This window comes from Pseudomonas sp., from assembly GCF_035512415.1.
Lineage (GTDB): Bacteria > Pseudomonadota > Gammaproteobacteria > Pseudomonadales > Pseudomonadaceae > Aquipseudomonas.
Genome location: NZ_DATKDZ010000009.1, coordinates 19,031 through 43,870, shown reverse-complemented (window position 1 = coordinate 43,870; position 24,840 = coordinate 19,031). Strand labels below are relative to the sequence as shown.

Sequence of the window (24,840 nt, the reverse complement as noted above, 5' to 3'; positions counted from 1 at the left end):
AACGTCACAGCGCTTGTCTCCCCTCTCCCTCGGGAGAGGGGCCGGGGCGGGCCGCGTTCGGATGAGGGAAGGGCATAACAGATAAATAAGGAGGCAAGGATGCCATCCAGACATAAACCATTACCCGCGTGGCACAAACAGCGCGCCCGTGAGTTACGTGCTACTGCGACGGATGCCGAGTCCACACTCTGGCATCATCTGCGTTCGGGGCAATTGGACGGCCTCAAGTTCCGCCGCCAGCACCCGATGCCGCCCTATATCCTCGACTTCTACTGCGAGGCGGCGAGGTTGGTGGTCGAGCTGGATGGCTCGCAGCATGGCGAAGAGGTCGATGCCGAGCGGACATTGAGCCTTGAGGCGCAAGGGGTTATGGTGCTGCGTTTTTGGAATGATCAGGTGCTCAGGGAAACAGTGCCGGTCCTGGAAGAGATTTATCGGGTGGCGATGGAACGTGTGGTGCTTTTGCAGGGTGGGCGGTAACCGCTTTCCCTCACCCCCGGCCCCTCTCCCGGAGGGCGAGGGGAGACAAGCGCGTGAGATTTTAAGTTCGCCTGCAACCTGATGGCACAGGATAGATACGATCTACCCTCCGCCAACAATCCATCCCCCTCGCCCTCCGGGAGAGGGGCCGGGGGTGAGGGAAGGGCGCAACGCAAAACTCAAACCGAGTGGCTCCTGGCGTGCGACTCAAGAATTGGCCGTATCGAAGAGGCAAGCAATGAGTTGTGATTTCCTCGCCCTGGCCCAGCCAGGCGTACAAAAGCTGTCGCCCTATGTGCCGGGCAAGCCGGTGGATGAGCTGGCCCGTGAGCTGGATCTGGATCCGGCGAGCATCGTCAAACTGGCCAGTAACGAAAACCCGCTGGGCCCCAGCGCCAAGGCGTTGGAGGCGATCCGCGGCGAGCTTGCCGAGCTGACCCGTTACCCCGATGGCAATGGTTTTGAGCTGAAAAGTCGTCTGGCCGCCCGCTGTGGTGTGCAGATCAGCCAGGTCACCCTGGGCAATGGTTCCAACGACATTCTTGATCTGGTCGCCCGCGCCTACCTGGCCCCCGGCCTGAATGCGGTATTCAGTCAGTACGCCTTTGCCGTTTACCCCATCTCGACCCAGGCCGTAGGTGCCCACGGCAAGGTGGTGCCGGCCAAGGACTATGGCCACGATCTCGAAGCCATGCTCGCGGCTATCGACGCCAATACCCGCGTGGTGTTTATCGCCAACCCTAACAACCCGACCGGCACCTGGTTTGGCCCCGACGCGCTGGAGCGCTTTCTCGCTCGCGTGCCGCAGGACGTGCTGGTGGTGCTGGACGAGGCCTATATCGAGTATGCCGAAGGTGATGAGTTGCCGGACGGCCTCAAGTACCTGGCTCGCTATGACAACCTGCTGGTCTCGCGCACCTTTTCCAAGGCCTATGGCCTGGCGTCGCTGCGGGTTGGCTATGCGCTCAGCTCGGCGCAAATCGCCGATGTGCTGAACCGTGTACGCCAGCCATTCAACGTCAACAGCCTGGCCCTGGTCGCCGCCTGCGCGGCGCTGGATGATGCCGATTACCTGGCGCAAAGCCGTCAGCTCAATGATGCCGGTATGGCGCAGCTGGAAGCCGGCCTGCGCGAGCTGGGCCTGGGCTGGATACCCTCGAAAGGCAACTTTATTGCCGTGGACTTTGGCCGTGATATTGCGGCAATCAACCAGGCGCTGCTGCACGAGGGCGTTATCGTGCGGCCGGTGGTCGGTTACGGTATGCCGAATTTCCTGCGTGTTTCCATCGGTCTGCCGGCGGAGAACGCACGCTTTCTCGACGCCCTGGCCAGGGTGCTGAGCGCGTGAGTGAGGCCAAATCTGCTGTCACTCAGGTGCAACCTGCCGCCCCTAAGCTCAGCCGCCTGGTGGTTATTGGTCTGGGCTTGATTGGCGGCTCCTTCGCCAAGGGGTTGCGTGAGCGCGGTCTTTGCCGCGAAGTCGTGGGCATGGATCTGGACCCCGAGTCGCGTCGTCTGGCGGTGGATCTGGGTGTGGTGGATCGTTGCGAAACAGATCTGGCTACCGCCTGTCAGGGTGCTGATGTGATCCAGCTGGCGGTGCCCATTCTGGCCATGGAAAAACTGCTGGGCGAACTGGCCGGGCTTGATCTGGGGGCTGCGGTGCTCACGGATGTGGGCAGTGCCAAGGGTAATGTGGTGCGCGCTGCGCGCCTGGCCTTTGCCGGCAAGGCGGTGCGTTTCGTGCCGGGGCATCCGATTGCCGGCTCCGAGCAGAGTGGGGTGGAGGCGTCCAATGCGCGGTTGTTCCGCCGCCACAAGGTCATCCTCACGCCCTGCGAGCAGAGTGATGACGCGGCCCTGGCCTTGGTCGACAGCCTGTGGCGCGAGCTGGGCGCGGATGTCGAGCATATGGAGGTCGAGCATCACGATCAGGTGCTGGCTGCGACCAGTCACCTGCCGCATTTGCTGGCCTTTACCCTGGTGGACTCGCTGGCCAAGCGCAGTGAGAACCTGGAGATTTTTCGTTACGCCGCCGGCGGCTTCCGCGATTTTACGCGGATCGCCGGCAGCGACCCGGTGATGTGGCACGACATCTTCCTCGCCAATCGCGAGGCCGTGCTGCGCACCCTGGATGTATTTCGCGACGACCTCGACGCCTTGCGTGAGGCGGTCGACGCAGGGGATGGGCATCAACTGTTGGGCGTGTTTACCCGCGCCCGGGTTGCCCGTGAGCATTTCGGCAAAATTCTGGCCCGCAGGGCTTATGTGGACGCTATGCACTCGAATGATCTGATTTTCCTGGCTAACCCTGGCGGCAAACTCTCCGGGCGTATTCGCGTACCGGGCGACAAATCCATGTCCCATCGCTCGATCATGCTCGGCTCCCTGGCCGAGGGCACCACCCAGGTTGAAGGCTTCTTGGAAGGTGAGGACGCGCTGGCGACCATTCAGGCGTTTCGCGATATGGGCGTGGTCATCGAAGGCCCGCATCACGGCCGCGTGACCGTGCATGGCGTTGGTCTGCATGGCCTCAAGGCACCGGTCGGCCCGCTGTATATGGGCAACTCCGGCACCTCGATGCGTCTGCTCTCTGGCTTGCTAGCTGCGCAGTCCTTTGACACCACCCTGACCGGCGATGCGTCGCTGTCCAAGCGTCCGATGAATCGCGTGGCCAAACCGCTGCGGACGATGGGCGCGGTGATCGAGACCGGCCCCGAAGGCCGACCGCCGCTGATCATTCGTGGCGGCCAGCGTCTGACCGGGATGAGCTACGAAATGCCCATGGCCAGTGCCCAGGTCAAATCCTGCCTACTGCTGGCGGGCCTGTATGCCGGCGGGACCACCTCGGTTACCGAACCTGCGCCGACCCGCGACCATACCGAGCGCATGCTGCGCGGCTTTGGCTACCCGGTGACGGTCAATGGCAGTACCGCCAGCGTCGAGTCGGGCCACAAACTGACTGCTACCCATATTGAAGTGCCTGCGGATATTTCCTCGGCGGCCTTCTTCCTCGTCGCCGGCAGCATTGCCGAGGATTCCGAGCTGGTGCTGGAGCACGTCGGCATCAACCCGACCCGTACCGGCGTGATCAATATCCTCAAGCTGATGGGCGGCGATATCACCCTGGAGAACCAGCGTGAAGTCGGTGGTGAGCCGGTGGCGGATATTCGCGTGCGCAGCGCCAAGCTCAAGGGCATCGATATCCCCGAAGACCTTGTGCCCCTGGCCATCGACGAATTCCCGGTGCTGTTCGTCGCTGCTTCGGTGGCTGAAGGCCGCACCGTGCTGCGCGGTGCCGAAGAGCTGCGGGTCAAGGAATCCGACCGTATCCAGGTTATGGCCGACGGCCTGATCGCGTTGGGCGTCAAGGCCGAGCCAACGCCGGATGGCATCATTATCGAAGGCGGCAGCATCGGCGGTGGCGAAGTCTGGGCCCACGGCGATCACCGTATCGCCATGGCCTTTAGCGTCGCCTCGCTACGCGCCACCGCGCCGATCCGCATCCATGACTGCGCCAACGTCGCCACATCCTTCCCCAACTTCCTGGCGCTGTCGGCCCAGGTCGGTCTGCGGGTCGCGGAGGAGGGTAAAGCATGATCGTCGCTCCGGTTATCACCATCGACGGCCCTAGCGGTTCGGGCAAGGGCACCATCGCCGGCCTGCTGGCCAAGCAGCTGGGCTGGAACCTGCTGGATTCCGGTGCGCTGTATCGCCTGCTGGCCTTTGCCGCGCGTAACCATGGCGTCGACCTGACCAACGAAGAGGCGATGAAGCTGCTCGCCGCTCATCTGGACGTGCAGTTCGTCGCCGGCGGCGGTGGGCACGGCCAGCGCATCATTCTCGAGGGCGAGGAGGTCACGGACTCCATTCGCAACGAGCAGGTCGGCGCTGGGGCTTCCCTAGTGGCCTCCCTGCCGGCGGTGCGTGAGGCGCTGCTGACGCGTCAGCAGGCGTTTCAGGAAATGCCCGGCCTGGTCGCCGATGGTCGCGACATGGGCACCGTGGTATTTCCCGACGCGCCGCTCAAGGTGTTTCTCACCGCCAGCGCCGAGGAACGTGCCCGTCGGCGCTACTTGCAGTTGAAGGCCAAGGGCGATGATGTTAATCTCGCGAGTCTTCTTGATGAGATTCGGGCGCGCGATGAGCGTGATACCCAGCGCGCAGTGGCTCCGCTTATACCGGCAGCCGATGCGATCCAGCTGGATTCCACCGAGCTTTCCATCGAGCAGGTAATGGAACGTATTCTGAGTGAAGTCGCCAATCGCGACCTCGCCGGATAACAAGAGCCCCGGCTGCCTAAGTCGGTCAGCTCGCAAGGCGGTATATGGGAACCCAGTCCAAGTCCCGTAGGTCGCTTTTTATATGAACGTACCCACATTGTCTGGAATGTGGTTTGGGCGGATTCCCCGCCCTGAATCAACAGGAATTAAAATGAGCGAAAGCTTTGCTGAACTGTTTGAAGAAAGCCTAAAAACCCTGAATCTTCAGGCTGGCTCGATCATCACCGCTATCATCGTCGACATCGATTACCAAGCTGGTTGGGTAACCGTTCACGCTGGTCTGAAGTCTGAAGGCCTCATCCCGCTGGAACAGTTCCACAACGACGCTGGCGAGCTGACCATCAAGGTCGGTGACGAAGTTCACGTTGCCCTGGACGCGGTTGAAGATGGCTTTGGTGAAACCAAGCTGTCCCGCGAAAAAGCCAAACGTGCCGAGTGCTGGATCGTTCTGGAAGCAGCTTTCGCCGCTGAGGAAGTGGTTACGGGCGTTATCAACGGTAAGGTTAAGGGCGGCTTCACTGTCGACGTTAACGGCATCCGTGCGTTCCTCCCAGGTTCCTTGGTCGATGTCCGTCCGGTGCGTGATACCACCCACCTGGAAGGCAAAGAGCTCGAATTCAAAGTTATCAAGCTGGACCAGAAGCGCAACAACGTTGTCGTTTCCCGCCGCAGCGTGCTGGAAGCCGAGAACAGCGCCGAGCGCGAAGCTCTGCTGGAATCCCTGCAGGAAGGTCAGCAAGTCAAAGGTATCGTCAAGAACCTCACCGACTACGGCGCGTTCGTGGATCTGGGTGGCGTCGACGGCCTGCTGCACATCACCGACATGGCTTGGAAGCGCATCAAGCATCCGTCGGAAATCGTCAACGTTGGCGATGAAATCGACGTCAAGATCCTCAAGTACGATCGCGAGCGCAACCGTGTTTCCCTCGGCCTCAAGCAGCTGGGCGAAGATCCATGGGTTGCCATCAAGGCGCGTTACCCGCAGGACACCCGTGTTACTGCGCGCGTAACCAACCTGACCGACTACGGCTGCTTCGCAGAGCTGGAAGAAGGCGTGGAAGGCCTGGTGCACGTATCCGAAATGGATTGGACCAACAAGAACATCCATCCTTCGAAAGTCGTTAACGTCGGCGACGAAGTGGAAGTTATGGTTCTGGATATCGACGAAGAGCGTCGTCGTATCTCCCTGGGTATCAAGCAGTGCAAAACTAACCCGTGGGAAGATTTCTCCGGTCAGTTCAACAAGGGCGACAAGATCTCCGGCACCATCAAGTCGATCACCGATTTCGGTATCTTCATTGGTCTGGATGGCGGCATCGACGGCCTCGTTCACCTGTCCGACATCTCCTGGAACGAAGTAGGCGAAGAAGCTGTACGCCGCTTCAAGAAAGGCGACGAGCTGGAAACCGTTATCCTCTCCGTTGATCCGGAGCGTGAGCGCATTTCCCTCGGCATCAAGCAACTGGAAGAAGATCCGTTCTCCGACTACGTTGCTGTTAACGATAAAGGCACCATCGTGCGCGGCATCGTTAAAGAAGTTGACGCCAAAGGTGCCATCATCACCCTGGCCGACGGCATCGAAGCCACTCTGAAAGCCTCCGAAATCAGCCGTGACCGCGTTGAAGACGCGCGCAACGTACTGAAAGAAGGCGAAGAAGTCGAAGCTAAGATCATCAGCGTTGACCGTAAGAGCCGCGTAATCAGCTTGTCGGTCAAGTCGAAAGACGTTGAAGACGAAAAAGAAGCCATCAAAGAAATGCGCAAGCAGGAAGTAGAAACTGCTGGTCCGACCACCCTGGGTGATCTGCTCCGCGCGCAAATGGAAAAACAGAACTAAGTTCGGTTAATCCAGAGAAAAAGGGCGACTTCGGTCGCCCTTTTTTGCGCCTGCAGAAAAGTGAAACCCAGTCAGGCAAGGCGTAGGACGGGGCTATGTGCAAGTCTCTGGGCCGGGCACTGTGCTTGCTCTATGTGCAGCCTGTGGGAGGCGCTTCAGCGGCGATAAAACAGTGCGGTTGATACCCCGTCGCGGCTAAAGCCCCTCCTGCGGCGCGAGGCCGAGCGCTGAGATTGCTGCTCATACAGTCTGTGGGACGCGCTTTAGCGGCGATGGAGCGATGCGGTTGATACCTGTCGCGGCTAAAGCCCCTCCCACGTATGCGGTGACGCGCATACCGCCAGTAGAGGAGGGCGCTGCTTCCAGGAGTTCGGCCCCGTAGGGTGCGCTGTGCGCACCAGGATTTCCTCAGTCGCATTGGTGTGGCCCCGCCTCCTACCCAGCGCCGCTCTTTGCCAGCGGGCTCAAGCGTCACCTAATTGGCGTATAGCCAGCCCTGAAATCAATACATCCCTGCATAGCAACTCGGCGAATACCTAGGTCGCCCGCAAATTTTCAGGCTGTTCAAAACTGACTCAGCATGCTAAAACCGTTCTATCTAGTGATCTAGCCGCTTGAAAAAGAAGGGAAAACCATGACCAAGTCGGAGTTGATCGAGCGCATCGTTACCCACCAGGGTCAGCTTTCATCCAAGGATGTGGAGCTGGCCATCAAGACCATGCTGGAACAGATGTCCCAGGCATTGTCGACCGGTGACCGCATCGAAATCCGTGGCTTCGGCAGCTTCTCGCTGCACTATCGTGCGCCGCGCGTAGGTCGCAACCCAAAGACCGGCCAGTCAGTACGCCTCGATGGCAAATTCGTGCCGCATTTCAAGCCGGGCAAAGAACTGCGTGACCGGGTGAATGAGGACGAGTAATCGTCGTTTGGCATATTCTGGCCACAAATAGCCTAAAGGCGCGATTCTTGGCGCTATGGTGTTGTTGCTTTGTAGTTTTCACTTCTTCAGCAGAGGCACCAGCCGTCTACGGGCCTCCCCCAGGCTTGCGCACAATTTCCTTCCTTCACGTTATAGATTTCTGTCTGGTGCGGTACAATCCCGCGCCAATCGTCACGCTGCGCAAAACTTTTGTGCTGCTGTAATCAATTTGTAGTGATTGTGGGAACATTTCAGGCAAAAAACTGCCATATTTCCTCTCAACGCATTGGGATGCGTGCTCTTTGTGTCGCAAGTACGACAAGCGGAGGCTCATGGAAGCGCGATAGAACCTATTTCTTATGGAGCTTCCCTGAAAATGCAGGACCAACCCCAGCGATCCTTTCACGACGACGAGATCGATCTGGTCGAATTGTTTCACTCCCTCTTCAAGCAAAAGTACCTGATTCTGGCTGTGGCTGGTGCGGTGACCCTGGTTGCGGCTGCTTATGCTTTTCTGGCAACGCCGTATTACCAGGTGCAGAGTGTGCTGCGTCCAGTGGACCGTGGCAGCCTTGATGAGCTAAATGGTACCGGTGTCTACGAGTTGTCACCCACTGAGGCACTTAATCTGGTTGGCGCAGGCCTGTCTTCCTATGAAAATCGTCTTGCGTTCTTTCGGGATAATCAGACGCTCTTTGCCGGGCTGATCGAGCCAGGTCGTTCGCTAGAGCAGACTTTTGAAGAGTTCAATCGCTCGGCATTCACCATGCTGCAAGTCGACCCTAAAAAAGCGACCGGCCAGAGTGAGTTTGTTGGTCTGTCGCTGACGTACCCGCGCGGTGTGGACGGTGTTGAGGTGGTCAATGGGCTGGTAGCCTTTGTGCTGGATGCGGAGCGTGCGCGAATAGACGCCGATCTAAAGGTGTTGATCGCCAACCGGCTGTTTAATATCGAGCAAAAGATTGAAGCGGCGAGAGCCAGCTACGATGCCAGCAAGCAGGCGCAGATTGCCGTTTTGCTTGAGCAAGATACCTTGAGTCGTGCCCAGCTGCAGGATGAGCTGCAAGCTTTGCGGACAGAACTGAAAACTCGCCGCCAGTCTCGAATCATGGTTCTCGATGAGGCTATCCAGATTGCCGAGTCATTGGGCATTGAAAAGCCGACAACGCCATCGTCCATGTCGGACGCGCAGCGCCAAGGGCAGGTTGTGCGAACCGAGATCAATAGTCGGGAAATTCCCCTTTATTTTATGGGCAGCGAAGCGTTAAAAGCTGAACGAGATGCGTTGAGTACGCGCCGCTCGGATGATTTTATAGAGCCTAGAATTTCGGAGATCGAGAAAGAACTGGCGTTGTTGAGCCACAATCGTCAGGTTGAGGTCCTGGAAAAGCGCGACAACGAGGATCTTTATCTCAAGGACCTTGCCGAGTGGCGTCAAGAGGCTGCCCAGCTTAAAGGTATCAAGTTCGACAGCAGCCAGCTGCGGTTAGTTAGGTTGGATCAGCAGGCCCTCACGCCGCTCTCAGCGGTCAAGCCGAAGAAGATGCTGGTTATCGTTTTGGGGTTTGGCGTTGGTTTGATGTTGGGAGTTTTTGTTGCGCTACTACGCAATATATTTCGTCCCAAAGCCAAAGCACCTGAGCTGGCCTAGCTAGATCCGCGGGGCGGCTCGGCTCAGTTACCTGAATCCGACCAGCGGTCTGGGTGGCCTGCCGATTCAAGATCGCAGGCTAGGCCTTATCTGCAGCCGTTCACTATTGGGTGTTGCATAGGCGATAAGCCGTTGGGGCGCACGCGCCGTTGAGTCGCCGCTCAATGATTTGCAAGTCAACATCAGTCTTTCCGCACCGTGTTTCACTTGCCGTGCGACAGTCATCACACAATTTACCCCTGTCGATTGTGTGTCTTATGGCATTGTCAAGACTTGCAATGTCAGGTAGTGCTGGCACAATGCCGCGCATCACTGCTAACAGGATTGGCGCAAGCCCTTGCGCTGTGTGCTTTCAAGCACCGGCCGAGTCGGATAACAAAAAAATCAAGGATCGTGATCCCCTTGTTGGCGAATCAGTGAAGCCCTATTAAAAGATGGATCTTCGTCGTGAATGCAATTTCCCCTGCAGTACAACAAACCCCCAGCGATGAAATCGATCTGGCTGCACTGGTACGCGCACTCTGGCAGCAGAAGCTACTGATCGTGCTGGTAACTACCGCTGTCACCTTGGCGGCAGCAGCATACGCATTTTTGGCCACCGCTGAATATCAAGTGCAAAGCATACTGCGCCCAGCTGTGATCAAAGACCTCGATGCGCTGAATCGCTCCGGTGTTTATGAACTCACGCCAGATCAGGCTATGCAGCGAGTGGGTGCTTCCCTAGAGTCCTACGATAGTCGGTTGGAGTTTTTCCGTTCCAATCAGGAGCTGTTCGAGGCTTTGCGCCAGCCCAACCGCAGTCTTGAGCAGACCTTTGAACGCTTTAATGATAAAGCCTTCGTTATGCTCCAGCCCGACCCCAAGAAGACTAACAACCTCAGTGCCTATGTTGGGATTCAGCTGACATACCCAGAAGATGTCAACGGCGTTGCCTTGCTCAATGGTCTTGTTGAGCATGCATTCCAGCTGGAGCGTGAGCGTATCGCCGCCGATCTCGCTGTGGTGATTCAGAACCGACTCAATCAGCTTGAGCTGCAGATAAGTGCTGCGCGCGCCAGTTATGAGGCGACTAAAGAGTCGCAAATTGCCAGCCTGCTTGAGGCGGATAGCTTAAAACGCGCCGAGCTGCAGGATGAACTCAAAGCCTTGCGCCAGCAGCTCAAGACCCGCCGGGATAATCGTATTACTCAGCTGGACGAATCCATTCGTATTGCCAAGTCACTCGGTATTACCAAGCCGACCACTCCTTCGGCGCTGGGCGAAGGCGAGCGCTCGGGGCAAGGCAGCGTGATCCGTACCGAGGTAAATAACCAGCAGATTCCTCTCTATTTTATGGGCTCTGATGCACTAGAAGCCGAGCGTAATGCCTTGCTGCAGCGGCGCTCGGATGACTTCACCGAACCACGTGTAGCGCAAATAGCCAAAGAGTTGCAGCTATTGGCGAACAATCGCCAGGTTGAAGTGCTTAACAAGCGTGAGAACGAAGACCTTTTTCTTAAGAAGCTGGCGGTGTGGCGTGAAGAGGCGGCACATTTGCGCAACCTTAACGTCGATGTCTCAGGTTTGAAACTCGCCAATCTTGATCAGTTGGCTACCCAGCCGATCAGGCCCGTCAAACCCAAGAAGCTGCTGATCCTGGCTTTAGGGGTGGTTCTGGGGGGGATGCTCGGCCTGTTTATAGCTTTGGTGCGCAATATGCTGCGCAGTAACACCGCAGGGCCGAAGCTGACCTAACGTTTGCAGTTCGATATCCGAATGCCCTGGGCCCGTCTCGTGGCGGGCAATATAGCCGCTGTCCTGCAGGCACCTTGCAGCGCCAGCAATACGCAGGTTGCTGGCAATAGTTAATGGACTGACGCAGATCGATAACATGGACTATCCGGAAATTCTGCATCATGGGGCCACCGGCGGTGTGACGGGCTCCTGCCATCAGTTGCTAATGGATGCTCAGCACAGCCTGCTGATCGACTGCGGCCTGTTTCAGGGGGCTGAAACTTCGGCTGAGGGCAAGTCCGCGGCAGATCGCCTAGGCATCGAATTCCCGCTAGATAGCATCAAGGCCCTGGTCGCGACCCATGTGCATATCGACCACGTCGGGCGCATTCCCTACCTTCTCGCTGCCGGCTTCAAAGGCCCGATACTCTGCAGTGAGCCTTCGGCCAAGCTGCTGCCCATTGTCCTGGAAGATGCCTTCAAGCTTGGCTTCAGTCGCGATCAGAAGCAAGTCGAGCGTTATATCAAGCTGATTGAGCAGCGCATTATTGCGTTGCCTTACAACGCCTGGTTCACCCTGCACGACAGCGAGGTTCTGATCTGTCGTATTCGCTTGCAGCGCGCGGGGCATATCCTCGGTTCGGCCTATGTGGAAATCGACCTGCATTACCCCGCCCGCGGAGAGAAGAAACGCATTGTCTTCTCCGGCGACCTGGGTGCCCCCCATGCGCCCTTGCTACCGGCACCGAAGCCCCCTTACCGTGCCGACATTCTGGTCATAGAAAGCACTTACGGCGACCGCCTACACGAAAACCGTCGTACCCGACGGCAGCGCCTGGAACGTGTTATCGAACAAGCCCTGGCCAACAACGGCACGGTCCTGATCCCCGCCTTCAGCATCGGCCGCACCCAAGAGCTGCTCTACGAGCTAGAAGACATCATTCACCGCAAAAAGCTTGATGTCGTTAACAAAGGGCAGGCGAACAGCGTCGCTGTTAATCCCCCTCTCTCCTCAGGGGAGAGGGCTGGGGTGAGGGGTAAAAACAGCGGTCGCGACACGGCTGGCCCTGACTGGCCCACACTCCCCATCATTCTCGACTCCCCCCTGGCCAGCCGCTTTACCCAGGTTTATCGCGAACTTAAGCCTTTCTGGGATAACGAGGCACTGCAGCGCGTCAAGCAGGGCCGCAACCCGCTGGGCTTTGAGCAATTACTCACAGTCGATAGCCACCAGGCCCATCTAGCCATGGTGCGCCATCTGGCTTCTACCGCTCGTCCAGCCATTGTGATTGCCGGGAACGGAATGTGCAGCAGTGGTCGTATAGTCAATTATCTAAAAGCGATGCTGCATGACCCCCGGCATGACGTTCTGTTTGTCGGTTATCAGGCCCAAGGTACGCCCGGCCACGCGATCCAGCTATATGGTGCACGGGGCGGATATGTGGATTTAGACCAAGAGCGCTATAAGATTGCCGCCAAAATCAATACCATAGGCGGCTATTCAGCTCATGCGGATCAGCAAGGCTTACTGCGCTTTGTAACAGGCATGCGCCGCTGGCCTGAGCAAGTACGGATTGTCCACGGCGATGCCAAGGCTAAAGGGGAGCTTGGCGAGCACCTAAAGGCGCTCTACAAGCAGGCCCAACGTAACCTGGAGCTATTAATCCCCAGTGGCGTCAATGATGACTAATTGTAGGAGCCAGCTTGTGACCCACATGGGTGTGGAAAATGCCCGCTTTTGTAGGACTAGCTTGTGGGCGATAAAGAATTCTAGGCGATCCCACAGGCCGGCACCTGGCAACACACATAAATGTGGCCTCTATGGCCTAAAATTCTTCCTGGGCTCCCCTAGCGGCTGACCAGATGGGAACGGATCATGCTTCCGGCTCAATAGCCAGTTGCAAGCAGGAGTGAACGGTCGGTGAGGCAGATGCCGCATCGGCAGGGTTGTTACACATATGAATGTACCTGTTGCAAATACCCCCTGCATGGAAGGGCCTGCCCCGGCTTGGTACCTCGTGCACTGCAAGCCCCGTCAGGATGAGCGCGCAGAAGAACATCTGTTGCGCCAGGGCTATGTCTGCTATCGGCCGCAGCATGCCTGCGAACGGGTTGTGCGTGGCCGTCGACAACTCGTCGTCGAGTCGCTGTTCCCCGGGTATCTATTTATTCAGCTGGCAGCTGATGCCAACTGGACACCCTTACGTTCAACCCGTGGGGTCAGTCGCATAGTGGCTTTCGGCGGTATGCCGCTGCGGCTCGACAACAGCTTGATCGTGCATTTGCAACAGCGCACGGCCTTACCCGTTAAACCGACCCTCGAGGCAGGGGATAGCGTACGTATTACCGAAGGCGGCTTTGCCGAGCTGGAGGCTATCTTCGTGGCCATGGATGGCGAGCAGCGTGTGCTGCTGCTGCTCAATATGCTTAGCCGCCAGCAGCAGGTCAGTGTGCCGTTGGCGAACATTGTCAAGAGCTGAATAAGCCCCGACCTTGGCGGGGGCAAGGTAATACCTGGCAAGGCCAGACAATTTAAGTAAGGACGTTCTCAGGAAACCAACGGTAAATCCTGGGGCGGTAGCGTGTCTGGAATCGAACCACTAAAGAAGTGCGCTGCAGCCGCTCTTGTAGAGGGCATTTTGACGTTCCACTTTGGCCTCAAATATTCTTCCAGCAGCACCTCCTACCCATAGAACATTGACCGCATCATTCAAATCAAATCGGCCCACCAGTTTGCTGAGACTTCAAGGCACACCATTCAATGACACAGCTTACCTGCTTCAAAGCCTATGATATTCGTGGTCAGCTTGAGGCTTATCTAAACAAAAGTGTCGTCTACCGCAAAATAAGTAAGATGAAGGTTTGCTGGTAAGATTGCTAGTGAGTAGAAAATAGCATCGGTTTGGGTTGGGAAATATTGTTGTGAAATGCTTGCTTAACTGGCTATTTCGTCGTTGTTATATATGCAAAAAAACGATGCTGCTAAGTATGTTTAATTATATCGTGGACTGTGAAGTAGGATTTTTGTAAATACTATGAGTTTAGTCAAAGCAGTTAAAGCCGTATCTTTTTTATGGCTCGGCTCTATAGGCGGAGCAGCATGTGCTTTTTTTACACAAGTTCTTTTAGCAAGACAACTAAATGCTGATGAATTTGGCTTGTTTTCATCTGCAATGGCTATGGTCTTACTGGTCGTACCATTAGCTGGATTTGGAGTTGCGCAGTTTTGGCTAAAGGCTTTTGGCGAGGAAGGTTGGACAGCGGTAAGGTGGTTCCCGAGTTCGTTTAAGTCTGTCTTTATAACTACGTTATCAGCTCTTTTGATTTTATATGGTTGGGCGTGGGGGGGGCCTCATGACTCTATAACTAAAGAACTTATAATTATTTTGAGCTTTTATGTTTTAGGTCAATTGGCTCTTGAATTGGTTTCTGGTAGATATCAATTGGAAGAACAGTATTTCAAGTTGTCTGCTTGGCAGTTTTTACCGCATTTTACCCGGCTTGTTATGCTGATACTCCTGTTTTTTATTATTGATGCGGGGTTTGATGTATTAAATGTAGGGAGCATTTATGCGGTTGTTTCTTTACTTTTCTTTATGACTGGGTTGTATGTTGTAGATGCAATGTACCGAGGGCGGTTTTTTTTAAGAGGACATGGTGCTAAGCCAGTCATGTCTTCTAACGACAATAAGGCGGCTCCAGCAATAAGTGCCGTACTAATGTCTGCATGGCCATTTGGGGTAGCTGCCTTATCGCATTTAGTCTATTACCAAAGTGATATAATACTAATTAAATATTACATAGGTGATGCCGAAGCTGGGATATATAATGTCGGATTTACTGTTATGGCAGCTGTGTATTTATTTCCAGGTGTTGTCTATCAAAAATTCTTTCTACCTAAAATGCATCGTTGGGCAAATTCTTCGCGCGAACAATTGTTCGAGGTGTACCGTATAGGTAACTATGCAATGCTCATTCTTGGGCTAATAACTGCTTTGTTTTTATGGGGCATTTCAAGTGTTATGATTGATCTAATTTTCGGTGCTCAGTACGAGATGTCAATAGGTGTTCTTAAAGTGTTGGCTCTTTCCGCACCAATAACGTTCTTGGCGTTTAGTGTCGGTGCGACTCTTGTAACTCAAGAGCACATGAGGATGAAAGTAAAATATATGCTGGTGGTCGCTGTAATAAATGTAGCTCTTAATATTGTCTTTATACCGATTTATGGGGTGATTGGAGCTGCATACACGACCTTACTCAGTAATGGTGTTTTGCTGTTCCTCTACTATAGAGGGGCGCAGAAATATGTTTTTGGTCGTGGTTTCTTTGATCTTAGAAAAAAATAATTCAGCTTGGAGGTTTCTATAATATGGTGTTTTTCAAAAAAATAGGTCGTTTAGGATTGTGTTTTTTCAGTTTTTTATATGATTATAAGCGTTATTTTCTCTACTCGGCCTGGAACCAAAATTATAGCCAAAGGGACGAGCGGAATTATACAGCAGTTAAGATATATCACAGTCTTGAAAAAAGTCTTAGTTTAAAAGACAGGAAGGAAAATGCAGGGTGGGAGAATACTAAACTACTACATTCCGTTGTCATTAAAGCGCTAGATAGCGGCAATCTTGGTTTTCAAGATAAGGTGGGGCTGAATGTGTTGAAGCAGTTTACAGGGCAATTAACTGCGATTCCCGAAGCGCAGAAAATCCATGGCGAGTTGGATGCTTATGCTGCGTTTGTTGAAAATATCGGTGGTGTGAAATCGTTTGGCGAAAAAGATTTTAGAAGAGGAGAGCTTCCTGATCCGGAGTCTTTTTTCTTGTCAAGATATACGTTGCGTGATTTTAGTAAGCAGATTGTTGAGAGTAGCACCGTGGAACGCGCGGTCCGTCTAGCAATGAAGTCTCCTTCTGTGTGTAATCGCCAGGCATGGCACATATATGATTTGAAAACACCCAGTGCGATAGTTAGCGCCTTAAGCTGTCAAAATGGTAATCGTGGGTTTGGTCATAAAATTAAGAGGCTTTTAGTAGTTACTACAGATTTGCGCGCTTTTGTTTCACCTAAGGAAAGATACCAACATTGGATTGATGGTGGGATGTTTGCAATGTCATTGGTATGGGCGTTTCACTCTTTAGGTGTTGCATCTTGTTGCTTAAATTGGAGTCAGGACCCTAGTGATGACATAAAATTTAGGCAGCTGGTACCGATTAAATCTGAACATTCAGTGATAATGCTTATAGCGCTGGGTTATCCTGATGAGGAAAATAAAGTGTGTGTTTCTGCACGCAGACCTTTGGCCGAAGTTTACACGCAGCTATAGACTAGATAGGTTGTAAACCATATGAAAAAAATAGCGTTAGTAACCATTCATAATGCAGGAAATTATGGGGCCTCTTTGCAAGCATTTGCAAGTCAAGAAGTTTTGTCTCGGTTTGGCGCTGTTGAAATTATAGATTATAGGAGTGATTATCTATCAATAAATACTAAACTTTTTAGATTTAGCTTTAAGTTTAGAGCTATGTTGCGTGTTGGTAAGGATGTGTTCAGGTTCTTTAACCGGCGAAGAATCTTGGGGAAATTTAACGATTTTACAAGGAGCAAACTTTGCTTAAGTGCGCCCTATACAACGAAAGAGCTATATTCTGCTACTTTGGATTATGATTATTATGTCTCGGGAAGTGATCAAATATGGAATCCGACTATTGTAAGTGAAGTAGATGCGCTAGACCCCATTTTTTTATTGGACTTTGTTGAATCAGGGAGAAAGGTTTCATATGCATCTAGTGCTGGGTCCTATGTCTTCACAGCTGAGAAGGCTAATTTGATTTCGGCCTACCTCTCAACATATCACGCTATCAGCGTAAGAGAAAAGACGCTGAGTGATCGCTTAGAGTCTTTACTGGGGTTCGATGTGCCTAGTGTTTTAGACCCTACCTTGATGCTGACCAAGCATGAATGGTTACGAGCGATGTCTCTTGGTCAGGCTCAGAAAAAAAATCCGTTTATTCTAGTATATGCATTGAAGCCAGATAGATTGTTTTGTGATGTGGTTGGTTATATTTCTGCGAAGCTTGGCTTGGAAGTTATAACTATTGATCAAAGTCCGTTTTTGAAATTTAAATCAGATCAACATATTAAGGATGCTGGCCCGGAACAGTATATTAATTATTTTGCGACTGCTGATTTTGTAGTAACTAATTCGTTTCATGGCACAGTTTTCTCTACGAACTTCAATATCCCATTTGTTTCGGTAAAGCCGATTCATGGTCAGAATAGGATTACTGATTTTTTAAAGCTTGTAGGTCTGAGCGAACGATTTATTCAAGACATTAGAGATGTCGAAAAAATATCGCTTGATGTTTCATTTTTAAACTCAGATTGTGCTTTGGGAAATGAGCGGGCTCGATGTTATCAAGTGCTGGATGGGTTTTTTAATACAGTAGAAAAAAATAGTCATGACTGCTAATAAAAATGCAATGGCCGCACGGGGCAATGAGATAAATGTTGCGGCCTTTTCATCACTGCGTAGTATAAGGATTTCGGCTGCGCTATTTTTTTCGGTAATTATAATTGAGCTTATACCCCAGTTGTTGTTCGTGCAAACAGCGGCTACTTCTTTGGCTTTTGGGGTGGTTGTTGCATCTGTTTCTGTTATTTTGATTAATATCCGATTTGCAGCTGTCTTGAAATTTAATTTTTATGGTTTTTTGATTTCTTTCTTTATATATGCCTTCGTTTTGATGGGGAGTGCTTATGGTTATTTTTCTACGCTTTTTGCAAAGCCTCTTCTTACCGCTGTAGCCATACTGTTACCGATCTTAGCTTGTGTTCTGCTTTCTCGGCGAATGGCTAGTTTAAGTTATGAGTCTGTAGAAAATACTTTTGTTTTAATATTTCTACTTGTTCTTTTTTTGGGATGGATCGAGATTGTTTATGGGGTGAAGGTTTATAATTATAGTTCGCTGAAGAAGCCCGTGTTTCCTTTTTCTGAGGAAAGTCACTATGCGTTGACCATTGGGCCATTGGCATGCATTGCCGCAATAAATAAAAAATTCTTGTTTAAAGTTTTTGTTTTACTTTCTGTTTTTGCACAGGCAGCCTTCTTTCCTAATCTAACCCTTTTGGTTTTTTGTTTGGTGCTGTTTTTTGTTTTTTGGGGTAGTCGGCATATTTTTTTAATTTGTGCGATGGCGGGGGGAGGGATCGTGGCGGCCTCTTTCGTATTTACCGTCTATTCTGACAGTCCTACCGTTGAGTACTTTTCTTCACGGCTAAATATTTCTACAGAAAGTACTAATCTTACTACACTTGTATTTCTGCAGGGGTGGGATGAAGCGTGGAGATCTTTAGTTAATACCAATGGTCTTGGGTTAGGATTTCAAATGCTTGGTACAAACCCACCTGGAGATATCGCTGAGCGGATATTTATGCTTTACGGCACTGACTTTAACCGGGCTGATGGTGGTTTCCTCGCCTCTAAGGTGATTGCGGAATTGGGGGTTATCGGGCTGGTAATCACTTTTTTCTTTATAGGGTTTTTGCTGAATTATGTTTTTAAAGCAAAGACTTTATTTGGTTGTAGTGAGCATCGCTATATCCTGTTTTTGTCGACTTTTATATTCGCTTATTTAGTTGAGTTTTTTTTGCGGGGGTATGGGTATTTTTCCCCGGGTCTAATGTTGACTTTAACGTTCTTTCTGGTGTTGGTCGCAAAAAAACGAGAATTAAAGCATGGATAAAATTATATATATCATTCGGAATGCGCTTTGGGTGGTTATGAGCCGGCTTCTCTATGGGCGTAATGTAAGAATTATAAAGGGAATCCCCCGGATAATTGCTAATGGAACATATTTTTTCGGTAAAGAGTTTACCGCAGGCAAAGATTTAAGGCTTGAGGTCGTGGAGAGGGCTGCAGTCATTAGATTTGGAGATAGGGTAAAAATTAATGATTATTTTCATATTGGAGCTGCCTACCACATATCAATTGGTGATGATGTGCTCATTGGTAGTCGAGTAACTATTGTGGATCATGGTCATGGCCAGTATAGCGGGGGCAATTGCAGTGTTCCATCAGTGCCGCCAGATACTAGAGTACTGCAAGGTGCTCCTATTTCTATTGAAAGTAATGTTTGGCTGTGTGAAGGGGTTGTCGTTTTGTCAGGTGTCACTATCGGGGCGGGGGCTATAGTAGGAGCAAACTCTGTCGTCACTTCTGATATTCCGCCAGGGTGTATTGCGGCGGGTATACCTGCTAGGGTAATCAAAAAGTACAGTGAGGAGTCTGGGGAATGGGTAAGACTTTAATAGTTTCTGCTATCAATATAGTAGACGGAGGGGCGTTAACTGTCCTTAAAGATGCTTTGTGTGCTTTCAATAAAATTGAGAAAGGAACAGTACGGATAATTTTTTTAGTCTCTAATCAGGATGTGATATGCGAACAAGACTATAAAAATCTCGATTTTTTTTATTTCCCAAAGTCTAAGACGTCGTGGATCTATAGGATTTTTTATGAATATTTCTATTTTTATTTTCTGTCGCGTAACCTAAAAGCGGACTCTTGGTTATCGCTGCATGACATATCACCAAATGTCGATGTTAAGAAACGGTACGTTTATTGTCATAACCCATCGGTATTCCTTGATTTTCCTTTTTCAGATTTCTCCTTGGATCCAAAACAGTTCCTTTTCTCTAGGCTGTATAAATATTTGTATAGATTTAATATAGGTAAAAATAGAAAGGTTTTTGTTCAGCAAGGGTGGATGGCAGATGAATTTGTTAAGATCTTTAATTTAAATAATTTGATGATTGCTGAACCTGATATTAAGGCAGCACCTTTGGTGCATGAGGATAAGGAGCAAACAAAATCAAATGCTAACTTAGAGTTATTTTATCCTGCCTTTCCTCGATATTTTAAGAATCATAAGTTGTTGCTTTCAGCCTCTCGCCATTTGCCTGAAGTTAAGTTTTTACTTTCAATAACAGGTGATGAGAATCCTTATATAAGAAGTGTTGTAGGTGATGAAGTGTTTGGGAATTGCTCCTTTTTGGGGCGATTGGATATATTTGAGGTTTATAAATATTACCAGCAGTGCGATGCATTAGTTTTCCCTTCACTGCTGGAGACTTGGGGGCTGCCTTTGACTGAGGTAAAGATGTTTAAAAAACCTATCATTGCTGCCGACTTAGCCTATGCGCATGAAACTGTTGGTGATTATCCATTTGTTTATTGGTTTGACCCCCTGTCTGTTGAGTCCTTTGTTTGTGCGGTTAAACGCTTTCAGAGTAAAGGGGGGTTTGATTCTCCAAAAGTAAAGAGTTTCCCCTATAGTAAGCTTGTTGGGTGGGATTCTTTTGCAAATTATTTATTGAGTGAGATGTAGTGAACTGTTTAATTCATTTTGTAATAGTGGATTTTATGAAGGCCGCCCGGGTCTTGCAGTCGGTTGCTTCAGTAATGACGCAATCTTGTGAGAATATTCTTGTGACAGTGGTGGATAATTCTTGTTCGGATGATAATTTTAAAATTTTATTGAGCGGATTGCCTCGCTCGGTTAGGTTGTTAAGGTCAGAAAAGAATTTGGGTTATACGCGAGCTGTCAACTATGCTGTTGATGGTGTTTCTAGTTCTTATGTGTTGCTCTTAAATCCTGATGTTATTTTCGATAAGAAAACTGATTGCCAGTTGTTACTGTCGAATTTTTCAGATAATGATGTGTTTATAGTCGGTCCGGCCCAGATTAATGATGATGGCTCCAGGCCCTCGACAGTTCGAGGATATCCGGGTTTTTGGGATTTGCTGGCTAAGCGCTCTGTATTGAGGAAGATTCCTTACTTTAGAAAGCGTGTGGATGCATATCTTCTTTCTCAGTTTGATTATGGTCTAAAACAACCAGTGCCATGGTTACAGTCATCTTGTGTTTTGGTTGACTATGGGTTTTGGGTGCGTATCGGTGGCTTGGATGAACGCTTCTTTCTTTTTATGGCTGACATAAAAATTTGTCAGTTGGCTTATGAGATGGGCGGTAAAGTTATTTATGATCCAGCGGTAACCGTTGTCGCTGATGGTCAGCGTTGTAGTGAAGGTGGTTTTAGCACCATCTTGAGAAACAAAGCTTTGCAGTATCATGTTAAAGATGCCATTAGGTACTATACAAACTTATGAAAATTCTAATTACTGGCGGTGCTGGTTTCATCGGCTCCGCAGTGGTTCGCCAGCTGATCGACAATACCGCTACCGAGGTTGCCAACCTCGACAAGTTGACCTACGCCGGCAATCTGGAGTCGCTGATTTCAGTGTCCGATTCGCCTCGCTACTATTTTTATCAGGTGGATATCTGTGATGGCGCGGCCCTGGATGCGGTGTTTGCCGAATTCAAGCCAACGGCGGTGATGCACCTTGCGGCGGAGTCCCATGTGGACCGCTCCATCGATGGCCCGGCGGATTTTATCCAGACCAATATCGTCGGCACTTACAGCTTGCTGGAGGCCGCCCGCCGTTATTGGAACGGTTTGGCGGACGAGCCGAAGGCGTCGTTCCGCTTTCATCATATTTCCACCGATGAGGTGTATGGCGACCTTGAGGGAACGGACGATTTGTTCACCGAAACTACGTCCTATGCGCCAAGTTCGCCTTACTCGGCCTCCAAAGCCAGCTCCGACCATCTGGTACGCGCCTGGCAGCGTACCTATGGCCTGCCGGTACTGTTGACCAATTGCTCGAACAACTACGGGCCGTACCACTTCCCGGAGAAGCTGATCCCGCACGTTATCCTCAATGCGCTTGCTGGCAAGCCATTGCCCGTGTATGGCGACGGTTCGCAGATTCGTGACTGGTTGTATGTGGAAGACCATGCGCGCGCCCTGTGCGAGGTGGTCAGCCGCGGCGTGGTGGGCGAGACCTACAACATCGGCGGGCATAACGAGAAGCGTAATCTGCAGGTGGTGGAAACCATCTGCGACCTGCTCGATGAGTTGGTGCCGGGAACCGATGGGCGTGGCGAAGTCCGCTCCTACAGGGAGTTGATTACCTTTGTAAAGGACCGGCCAGGGCATGACCGCCGCTATGCCATCGACGCCGGCAAGATCGAGCGCGAGCTGGGCTGGAAGCCGGAAGAGACATTCGAAACAGGGCTGCGCAAGACGGTACAGTGGTACCTGGATAATCGTGGCTGGTGGGAGAGTGTGCTCAGCGGTACTTATCGTCTTGGGCGTTTGGGCGAGTCCTGATTCGGGCTCTAGGGGCGAGAGCCTTGCCCTTGGGCTGAACCTCCTACCGAGGTACTGCGACCTCGATTGCGGCTATTCGATTTATTTTTTGCTGAGGGAAGTACTCACGTGAAAGGCATTATTCTCGCCGGCGGTTCCGGTACGCGTTTACACCCCATTACTCGGGGTGTTTCCAAGCAGTTGCTGCCGGTTTACGACAAACCGATGATCTACTATCCCTTGTCGGTGCTGATGCTGGCCGGCATTCGCGAGGTATTGATCATTTCCACCCCGGAAGACTTGCCGAATTTCCGCAAGCTATTGGGCGATGGCTCCGAATTCGGTATCGAGCTGAGCTATGCCGAGCAGCCTTCGCCGGATGGCCTGGCGCAAGCGTTCCTGATCGGCGAGTCGTTTATCGGTGATAGCAGCGTGTGCCTGATCCTCGGCGACAATATCTTCTACGGCTATGGCTTCAGTTCCATGTTGCGCGATGCCGCTCAACGCGAAACTGGTGCCACTGTATTCGGTTACCACGTTTCCGACCCCGAGCGCTTTGGCGTGGTGGAGTTCGATAGCGCCGGCAAGGCGATTTCGATCGAGGAAAAGCCCACGGAGCCTAAGTCTAACTATGCGGTGACAGGTTTGTACTTCTACGACAATTCGGTGGTGGAAATTGCCAAGCAGGTAAAACCGTCCCACCGTGGGGAGCTGGAAATCACTGACGTGAACAATGCCTACCTGCAGCGAGGTGATTTGCATGTCAGTCTGCTTGGTCGTGGTTTCGCCTGGCTGGATACCGGCACCCATGATTCGCTGATGGAAGCTAGCCACTTTGTACATATCATCGAGGCGCGTCAGGGGCTGAAGGTGGCCTGCCTGGAAGAAATCGCTTATCAGCAGGGCTGGCTCTCGGCCGAGCAACTCGCTAGGCAGGCCCAAGCGCTAAGCAAAACTGGATATGGACAATATCTTCAGCGCCTACTGACGCAGGAGGCTGTCCAGTGAAGGTCATCGAGACAGTACTGCCCGGTGTATTGATCATCGAGCCCAAGGTGTTTGGCGATCATCGTGGTTTTTTCCTCGAGTCGTTCCAGGTCGAGCGCTATCGTCAGGCGGGAATCGATTTGCCCTTTGTCCAAGACAACCACTCGCGCTCGCAGCGCGGGGTCTTGCGCGGCTTGCATTTCCAGCGTACCCGCCCCCAGGGCAAGCTGGTCAGCGTCAGCCGCGGTGCAGTGTATGACGTGGCTGTGGATATCGACCCGAAATCGCCGACATGCGGCCAGTTTGTGGGGGTGGAGCTGAATGACGAGAACCACCGTCAACTCTGGGTGCCGCCGGGCTATGCCCATGGCTTCTGTGTGCTGAGCGAGGTGGCGGATTTTCAGTACAAGTGCACTGATCTGTACTTCCCGGAAGACGAGGGTGGGCTGATCTGGAATGACCCGGATGTAAATATCCCCTGGCCTATCAGCGAGCCGCAATTGTCCGCCAAGGATATGCACAACCCTGGGTTGCGTGATTTGATTCGCTAGATCAGGCGCGAGGGGGCAGGGCGAAACTCAGGGCTTTTTCCAGCCTAAAAAGCCAGTCAGCCAGGGCTTTGTCCCCTCACCCCAGCCCTCTCCCCTAAGGGGCGAGGGAGTTGAATGTGCATGGCGGTAGATGGTGGAGGAGATTTAGGGTGGCCCGAAACTCCTGTCGTTCAGGAGCGCAGCCACAACCTGCCAGCTGTATGCCGCGACGATAAACCACGGTGTACTGCTTGCGGGGAGTGGCACCCTACGGGTCTCAACCTTCGGCTGTGGTATCGCGCCTGATATTTTTCCAATCTTGAGATTTTTTATATGCGTGTATTGATTACCGGTGCCCATGGCCAGGTAGGTCATGAGCTGATGCGCCTGGTGCCTGAGGGGTTCGAGGCGATAGGGATGGGCTCGGCCGAGCTGAATATTGCCGATGCGGCGCAAGTGGCGGCGGTGGTGGCGCGGGTACAACCGCAGCTGATCATCAATGCGGCGGCCTACACCGCTGTGGACAAGGCTGAGAGCGAGTCACAACTGGCTTACGCAGTGAACCGTGATGGAGTCGCGCACCTGGCCAGTGCCGCGCAGGCCAGGGCCATCGCGCTGCTGCATCTGTCTACCGATTACGTGTTTGCTGGGGATGCCACCGCCCCCTATGGCGAACAGGACGCCACTGCTCCCACCGGAGTGTACGGCGCGAGCAAGCTGGCGGGCGAGTTGGCGCTGGTGGCGGGCTGCAGCCGTTATATGATCCTGCGCACCAGCTGGGTGTTCGGTGCCCATGGCAATAACTTCGTCAAGACCATGCTGCGGCTGGGGCGTGAACGCGATGAGTTGTCAGTGGTGGCCGACCAGCAAGGCTGCCCGACCTCTGCAGCGAGTATCGCTCGCGCGCTATGGACCCTGGCGCAGCAGTACCGCGATAGCGGTGCATTGCAGTGGGGGCTCTATCACTACAGCGGCATGCCGGCCTGCAGTTGGCATGGTTTTGCCCAAGAGATTTTCGCCCAGGGGCACGAGCTGGGCATATTGCCGCGGGTGCCAGTGGTACATGGCATCAGTACGGCGCAGTACCCTACGCCAGCGAAGCGTCCGGCATGGTCGGTCATGGATTGCAGCCGCCTGCAGCAGGCCCAGCAGATAACGCCTGTCGATTGGCGCACGGAGCTGCGTGCGGTTTTGTTGGAGCTGGCCGGGCAGTAGTTGAGAACAGGCTTCGCTGT

Annotated in this window: 21 protein-coding genes; all 21 read left to right on the top strand. The window is 52.4% G+C overall.

Going from position 1 to position 24,840, the window contains the following annotated elements; translation table 11 throughout:
- Positions 1 to 99: 99 nt before the first annotated feature.
- Positions 100 to 480 (top strand): endonuclease domain-containing protein, encoded by a 381-nt coding sequence (locus VMP31_RS03715; protein WP_325504208.1) that lies wholly within the window; start codon positions 100 to 102, stop codon positions 478 to 480.
- 238 nt (positions 481 to 718) lie between these two features.
- Positions 719 to 1,828, top strand: coding sequence for a histidinol-phosphate transaminase (gene hisC / locus VMP31_RS03710; RefSeq protein WP_325504206.1), 1,110 nt, complete (start codon positions 719 to 721; stop codon positions 1,826 to 1,828).
- Positions 1,825 to 4,080 (top strand): bifunctional prephenate dehydrogenase/3-phosphoshikimate 1-carboxyvinyltransferase, encoded by a 2,256-nt coding sequence (locus tag VMP31_RS03705; protein ID WP_325504204.1) that lies wholly within the window; start codon positions 1,825 to 1,827, stop codon positions 4,078 to 4,080. The genes hisC and VMP31_RS03705 overlap by 4 nt, the downstream gene beginning before the upstream one ends.
- Positions 4,077 to 4,763, top strand: coding sequence for a (d)CMP kinase (gene cmk, locus VMP31_RS03700; RefSeq protein ID WP_325504202.1), 687 nt, complete (start codon positions 4,077 to 4,079; stop codon positions 4,761 to 4,763). Before VMP31_RS03705 ends, cmk begins: the two co-directional genes overlap by 4 nt.
- 151 nt (positions 4,764 to 4,914) lie before the next feature.
- Positions 4,915 to 6,600 (top strand): 30S ribosomal protein S1, encoded by a 1,686-nt coding sequence (gene rpsA, locus VMP31_RS03695; protein ID WP_160015557.1) that lies wholly within the window; start codon positions 4,915 to 4,917, stop codon positions 6,598 to 6,600.
- A gap of 634 nt (positions 6,601 to 7,234) precedes the next feature.
- Positions 7,235 to 7,519 carry an integration host factor subunit beta gene (ihfB, locus tag VMP31_RS03690; protein ID WP_143497302.1) on the top strand — a complete coding sequence of 95 codons (285 nt, stop codon included), beginning with the start codon at positions 7,235 to 7,237 and terminating at the stop codon, positions 7,517 to 7,519.
- 376 nt (positions 7,520 to 7,895) lie between these two features.
- Complete coding sequence (locus VMP31_RS03685; RefSeq protein ID WP_325504196.1) at positions 7,896 to 9,170, top strand: Wzz/FepE/Etk N-terminal domain-containing protein; 1,275 nt, start codon at positions 7,896 to 7,898, stop codon at positions 9,168 to 9,170.
- A 447-nt stretch (positions 9,171 to 9,617) separates the two neighbouring features.
- Positions 9,618 to 10,904 (top strand): Wzz/FepE/Etk N-terminal domain-containing protein, encoded by a 1,287-nt coding sequence (locus VMP31_RS03680; RefSeq protein WP_325504194.1) that lies wholly within the window; start codon positions 9,618 to 9,620, stop codon positions 10,902 to 10,904.
- 136 nt (positions 10,905 to 11,040) lie between these two features.
- Positions 11,041 to 12,573 (top strand): MBL fold metallo-hydrolase, encoded by a 1,533-nt coding sequence (locus tag VMP31_RS03675; protein ID WP_325504192.1) that lies wholly within the window; start codon positions 11,041 to 11,043, stop codon positions 12,571 to 12,573.
- A 298-nt stretch (positions 12,574 to 12,871) separates the two neighbouring features.
- On the top strand, positions 12,872 to 13,363 hold the full coding sequence (gene rfaH, locus VMP31_RS03670) for a transcription/translation regulatory transformer protein RfaH (RefSeq protein ID WP_325504190.1): 492 nt from the start codon (positions 12,872 to 12,874) through the stop codon (positions 13,361 to 13,363).
- A gap of 555 nt (positions 13,364 to 13,918) precedes the next feature.
- Positions 13,919 to 15,229 carry a flippase gene (locus VMP31_RS03665; RefSeq protein WP_325504188.1) on the top strand — a complete coding sequence of 437 codons (1,311 nt, stop codon included), beginning with the start codon at positions 13,919 to 13,921 and terminating at the stop codon, positions 15,227 to 15,229.
- A 23-nt stretch (positions 15,230 to 15,252) separates the two neighbouring features.
- Entirely contained in the window at positions 15,253 to 16,203 is a 951-nt protein-coding gene (locus tag VMP31_RS03660; protein WP_325504186.1) for a nitroreductase family protein, read from the top strand.
- 21 nt (positions 16,204 to 16,224) lie between these two features.
- The gene (locus VMP31_RS03655) at positions 16,225 to 17,349 is read left to right on the top strand and encodes a polysaccharide pyruvyl transferase family protein (protein ID WP_325504184.1); all 1,125 of its coding nucleotides are present in this window, start codon (positions 16,225 to 16,227) and stop codon (positions 17,347 to 17,349) included.
- The gene (locus VMP31_RS03650; protein WP_325504182.1) at positions 17,339 to 18,622 is read left to right on the top strand and encodes a hypothetical protein; all 1,284 of its coding nucleotides are present in this window, start codon (positions 17,339 to 17,341) and stop codon (positions 18,620 to 18,622) included. The genes VMP31_RS03655 and VMP31_RS03650 overlap by 11 nt, the downstream gene beginning before the upstream one ends.
- Positions 18,615 to 19,187 carry a DapH/DapD/GlmU-related protein gene (locus tag VMP31_RS03645; RefSeq protein ID WP_325504180.1) on the top strand — a complete coding sequence of 191 codons (573 nt, stop codon included), beginning with the start codon at positions 18,615 to 18,617 and terminating at the stop codon, positions 19,185 to 19,187. Before VMP31_RS03650 ends, VMP31_RS03645 begins: the two co-directional genes overlap by 8 nt.
- The gene (locus tag VMP31_RS03640) at positions 19,172 to 20,263 is read left to right on the top strand and encodes a glycosyltransferase (RefSeq protein WP_325504178.1); all 1,092 of its coding nucleotides are present in this window, start codon (positions 19,172 to 19,174) and stop codon (positions 20,261 to 20,263) included. The genes VMP31_RS03645 and VMP31_RS03640 overlap by 16 nt, the downstream gene beginning before the upstream one ends.
- A gap of 35 nt (positions 20,264 to 20,298) precedes the next feature.
- Positions 20,299 to 21,045, top strand: a complete 747-nt coding sequence (locus VMP31_RS03635) for a glycosyltransferase (RefSeq protein WP_325504176.1) — start codon at positions 20,299 to 20,301, stop codon at positions 21,043 to 21,045.
- Positions 21,042 to 22,109: a dTDP-glucose 4,6-dehydratase gene (rfbB, locus tag VMP31_RS03630; RefSeq protein ID WP_325504174.1), complete on the top strand. Its 1,068-nt coding sequence runs from the start codon at positions 21,042 to 21,044 to the stop codon at positions 22,107 to 22,109. The genes VMP31_RS03635 and rfbB overlap by 4 nt, the downstream gene beginning before the upstream one ends.
- A 108-nt stretch (positions 22,110 to 22,217) precedes the next feature.
- A complete protein-coding gene (gene rfbA / locus VMP31_RS03625) occupies positions 22,218 to 23,096 on the top strand; it encodes a glucose-1-phosphate thymidylyltransferase RfbA (RefSeq protein ID WP_325504172.1) in 879 nt (292 codons plus the stop codon).
- A complete protein-coding gene (gene rfbC / locus VMP31_RS03620) occupies positions 23,093 to 23,626 on the top strand; it encodes a dTDP-4-dehydrorhamnose 3,5-epimerase (RefSeq protein ID WP_325504170.1) in 534 nt (177 codons plus the stop codon). The genes rfbA and rfbC overlap by 4 nt, the downstream gene beginning before the upstream one ends.
- A gap of 312 nt (positions 23,627 to 23,938) precedes the next feature.
- Entirely contained in the window at positions 23,939 to 24,820 is an 882-nt protein-coding gene (gene rfbD / locus VMP31_RS03615) for a dTDP-4-dehydrorhamnose reductase (RefSeq protein ID WP_325504168.1), read from the top strand.
- The last annotated feature ends 20 nt before the right edge of the window (positions 24,821 to 24,840 follow it).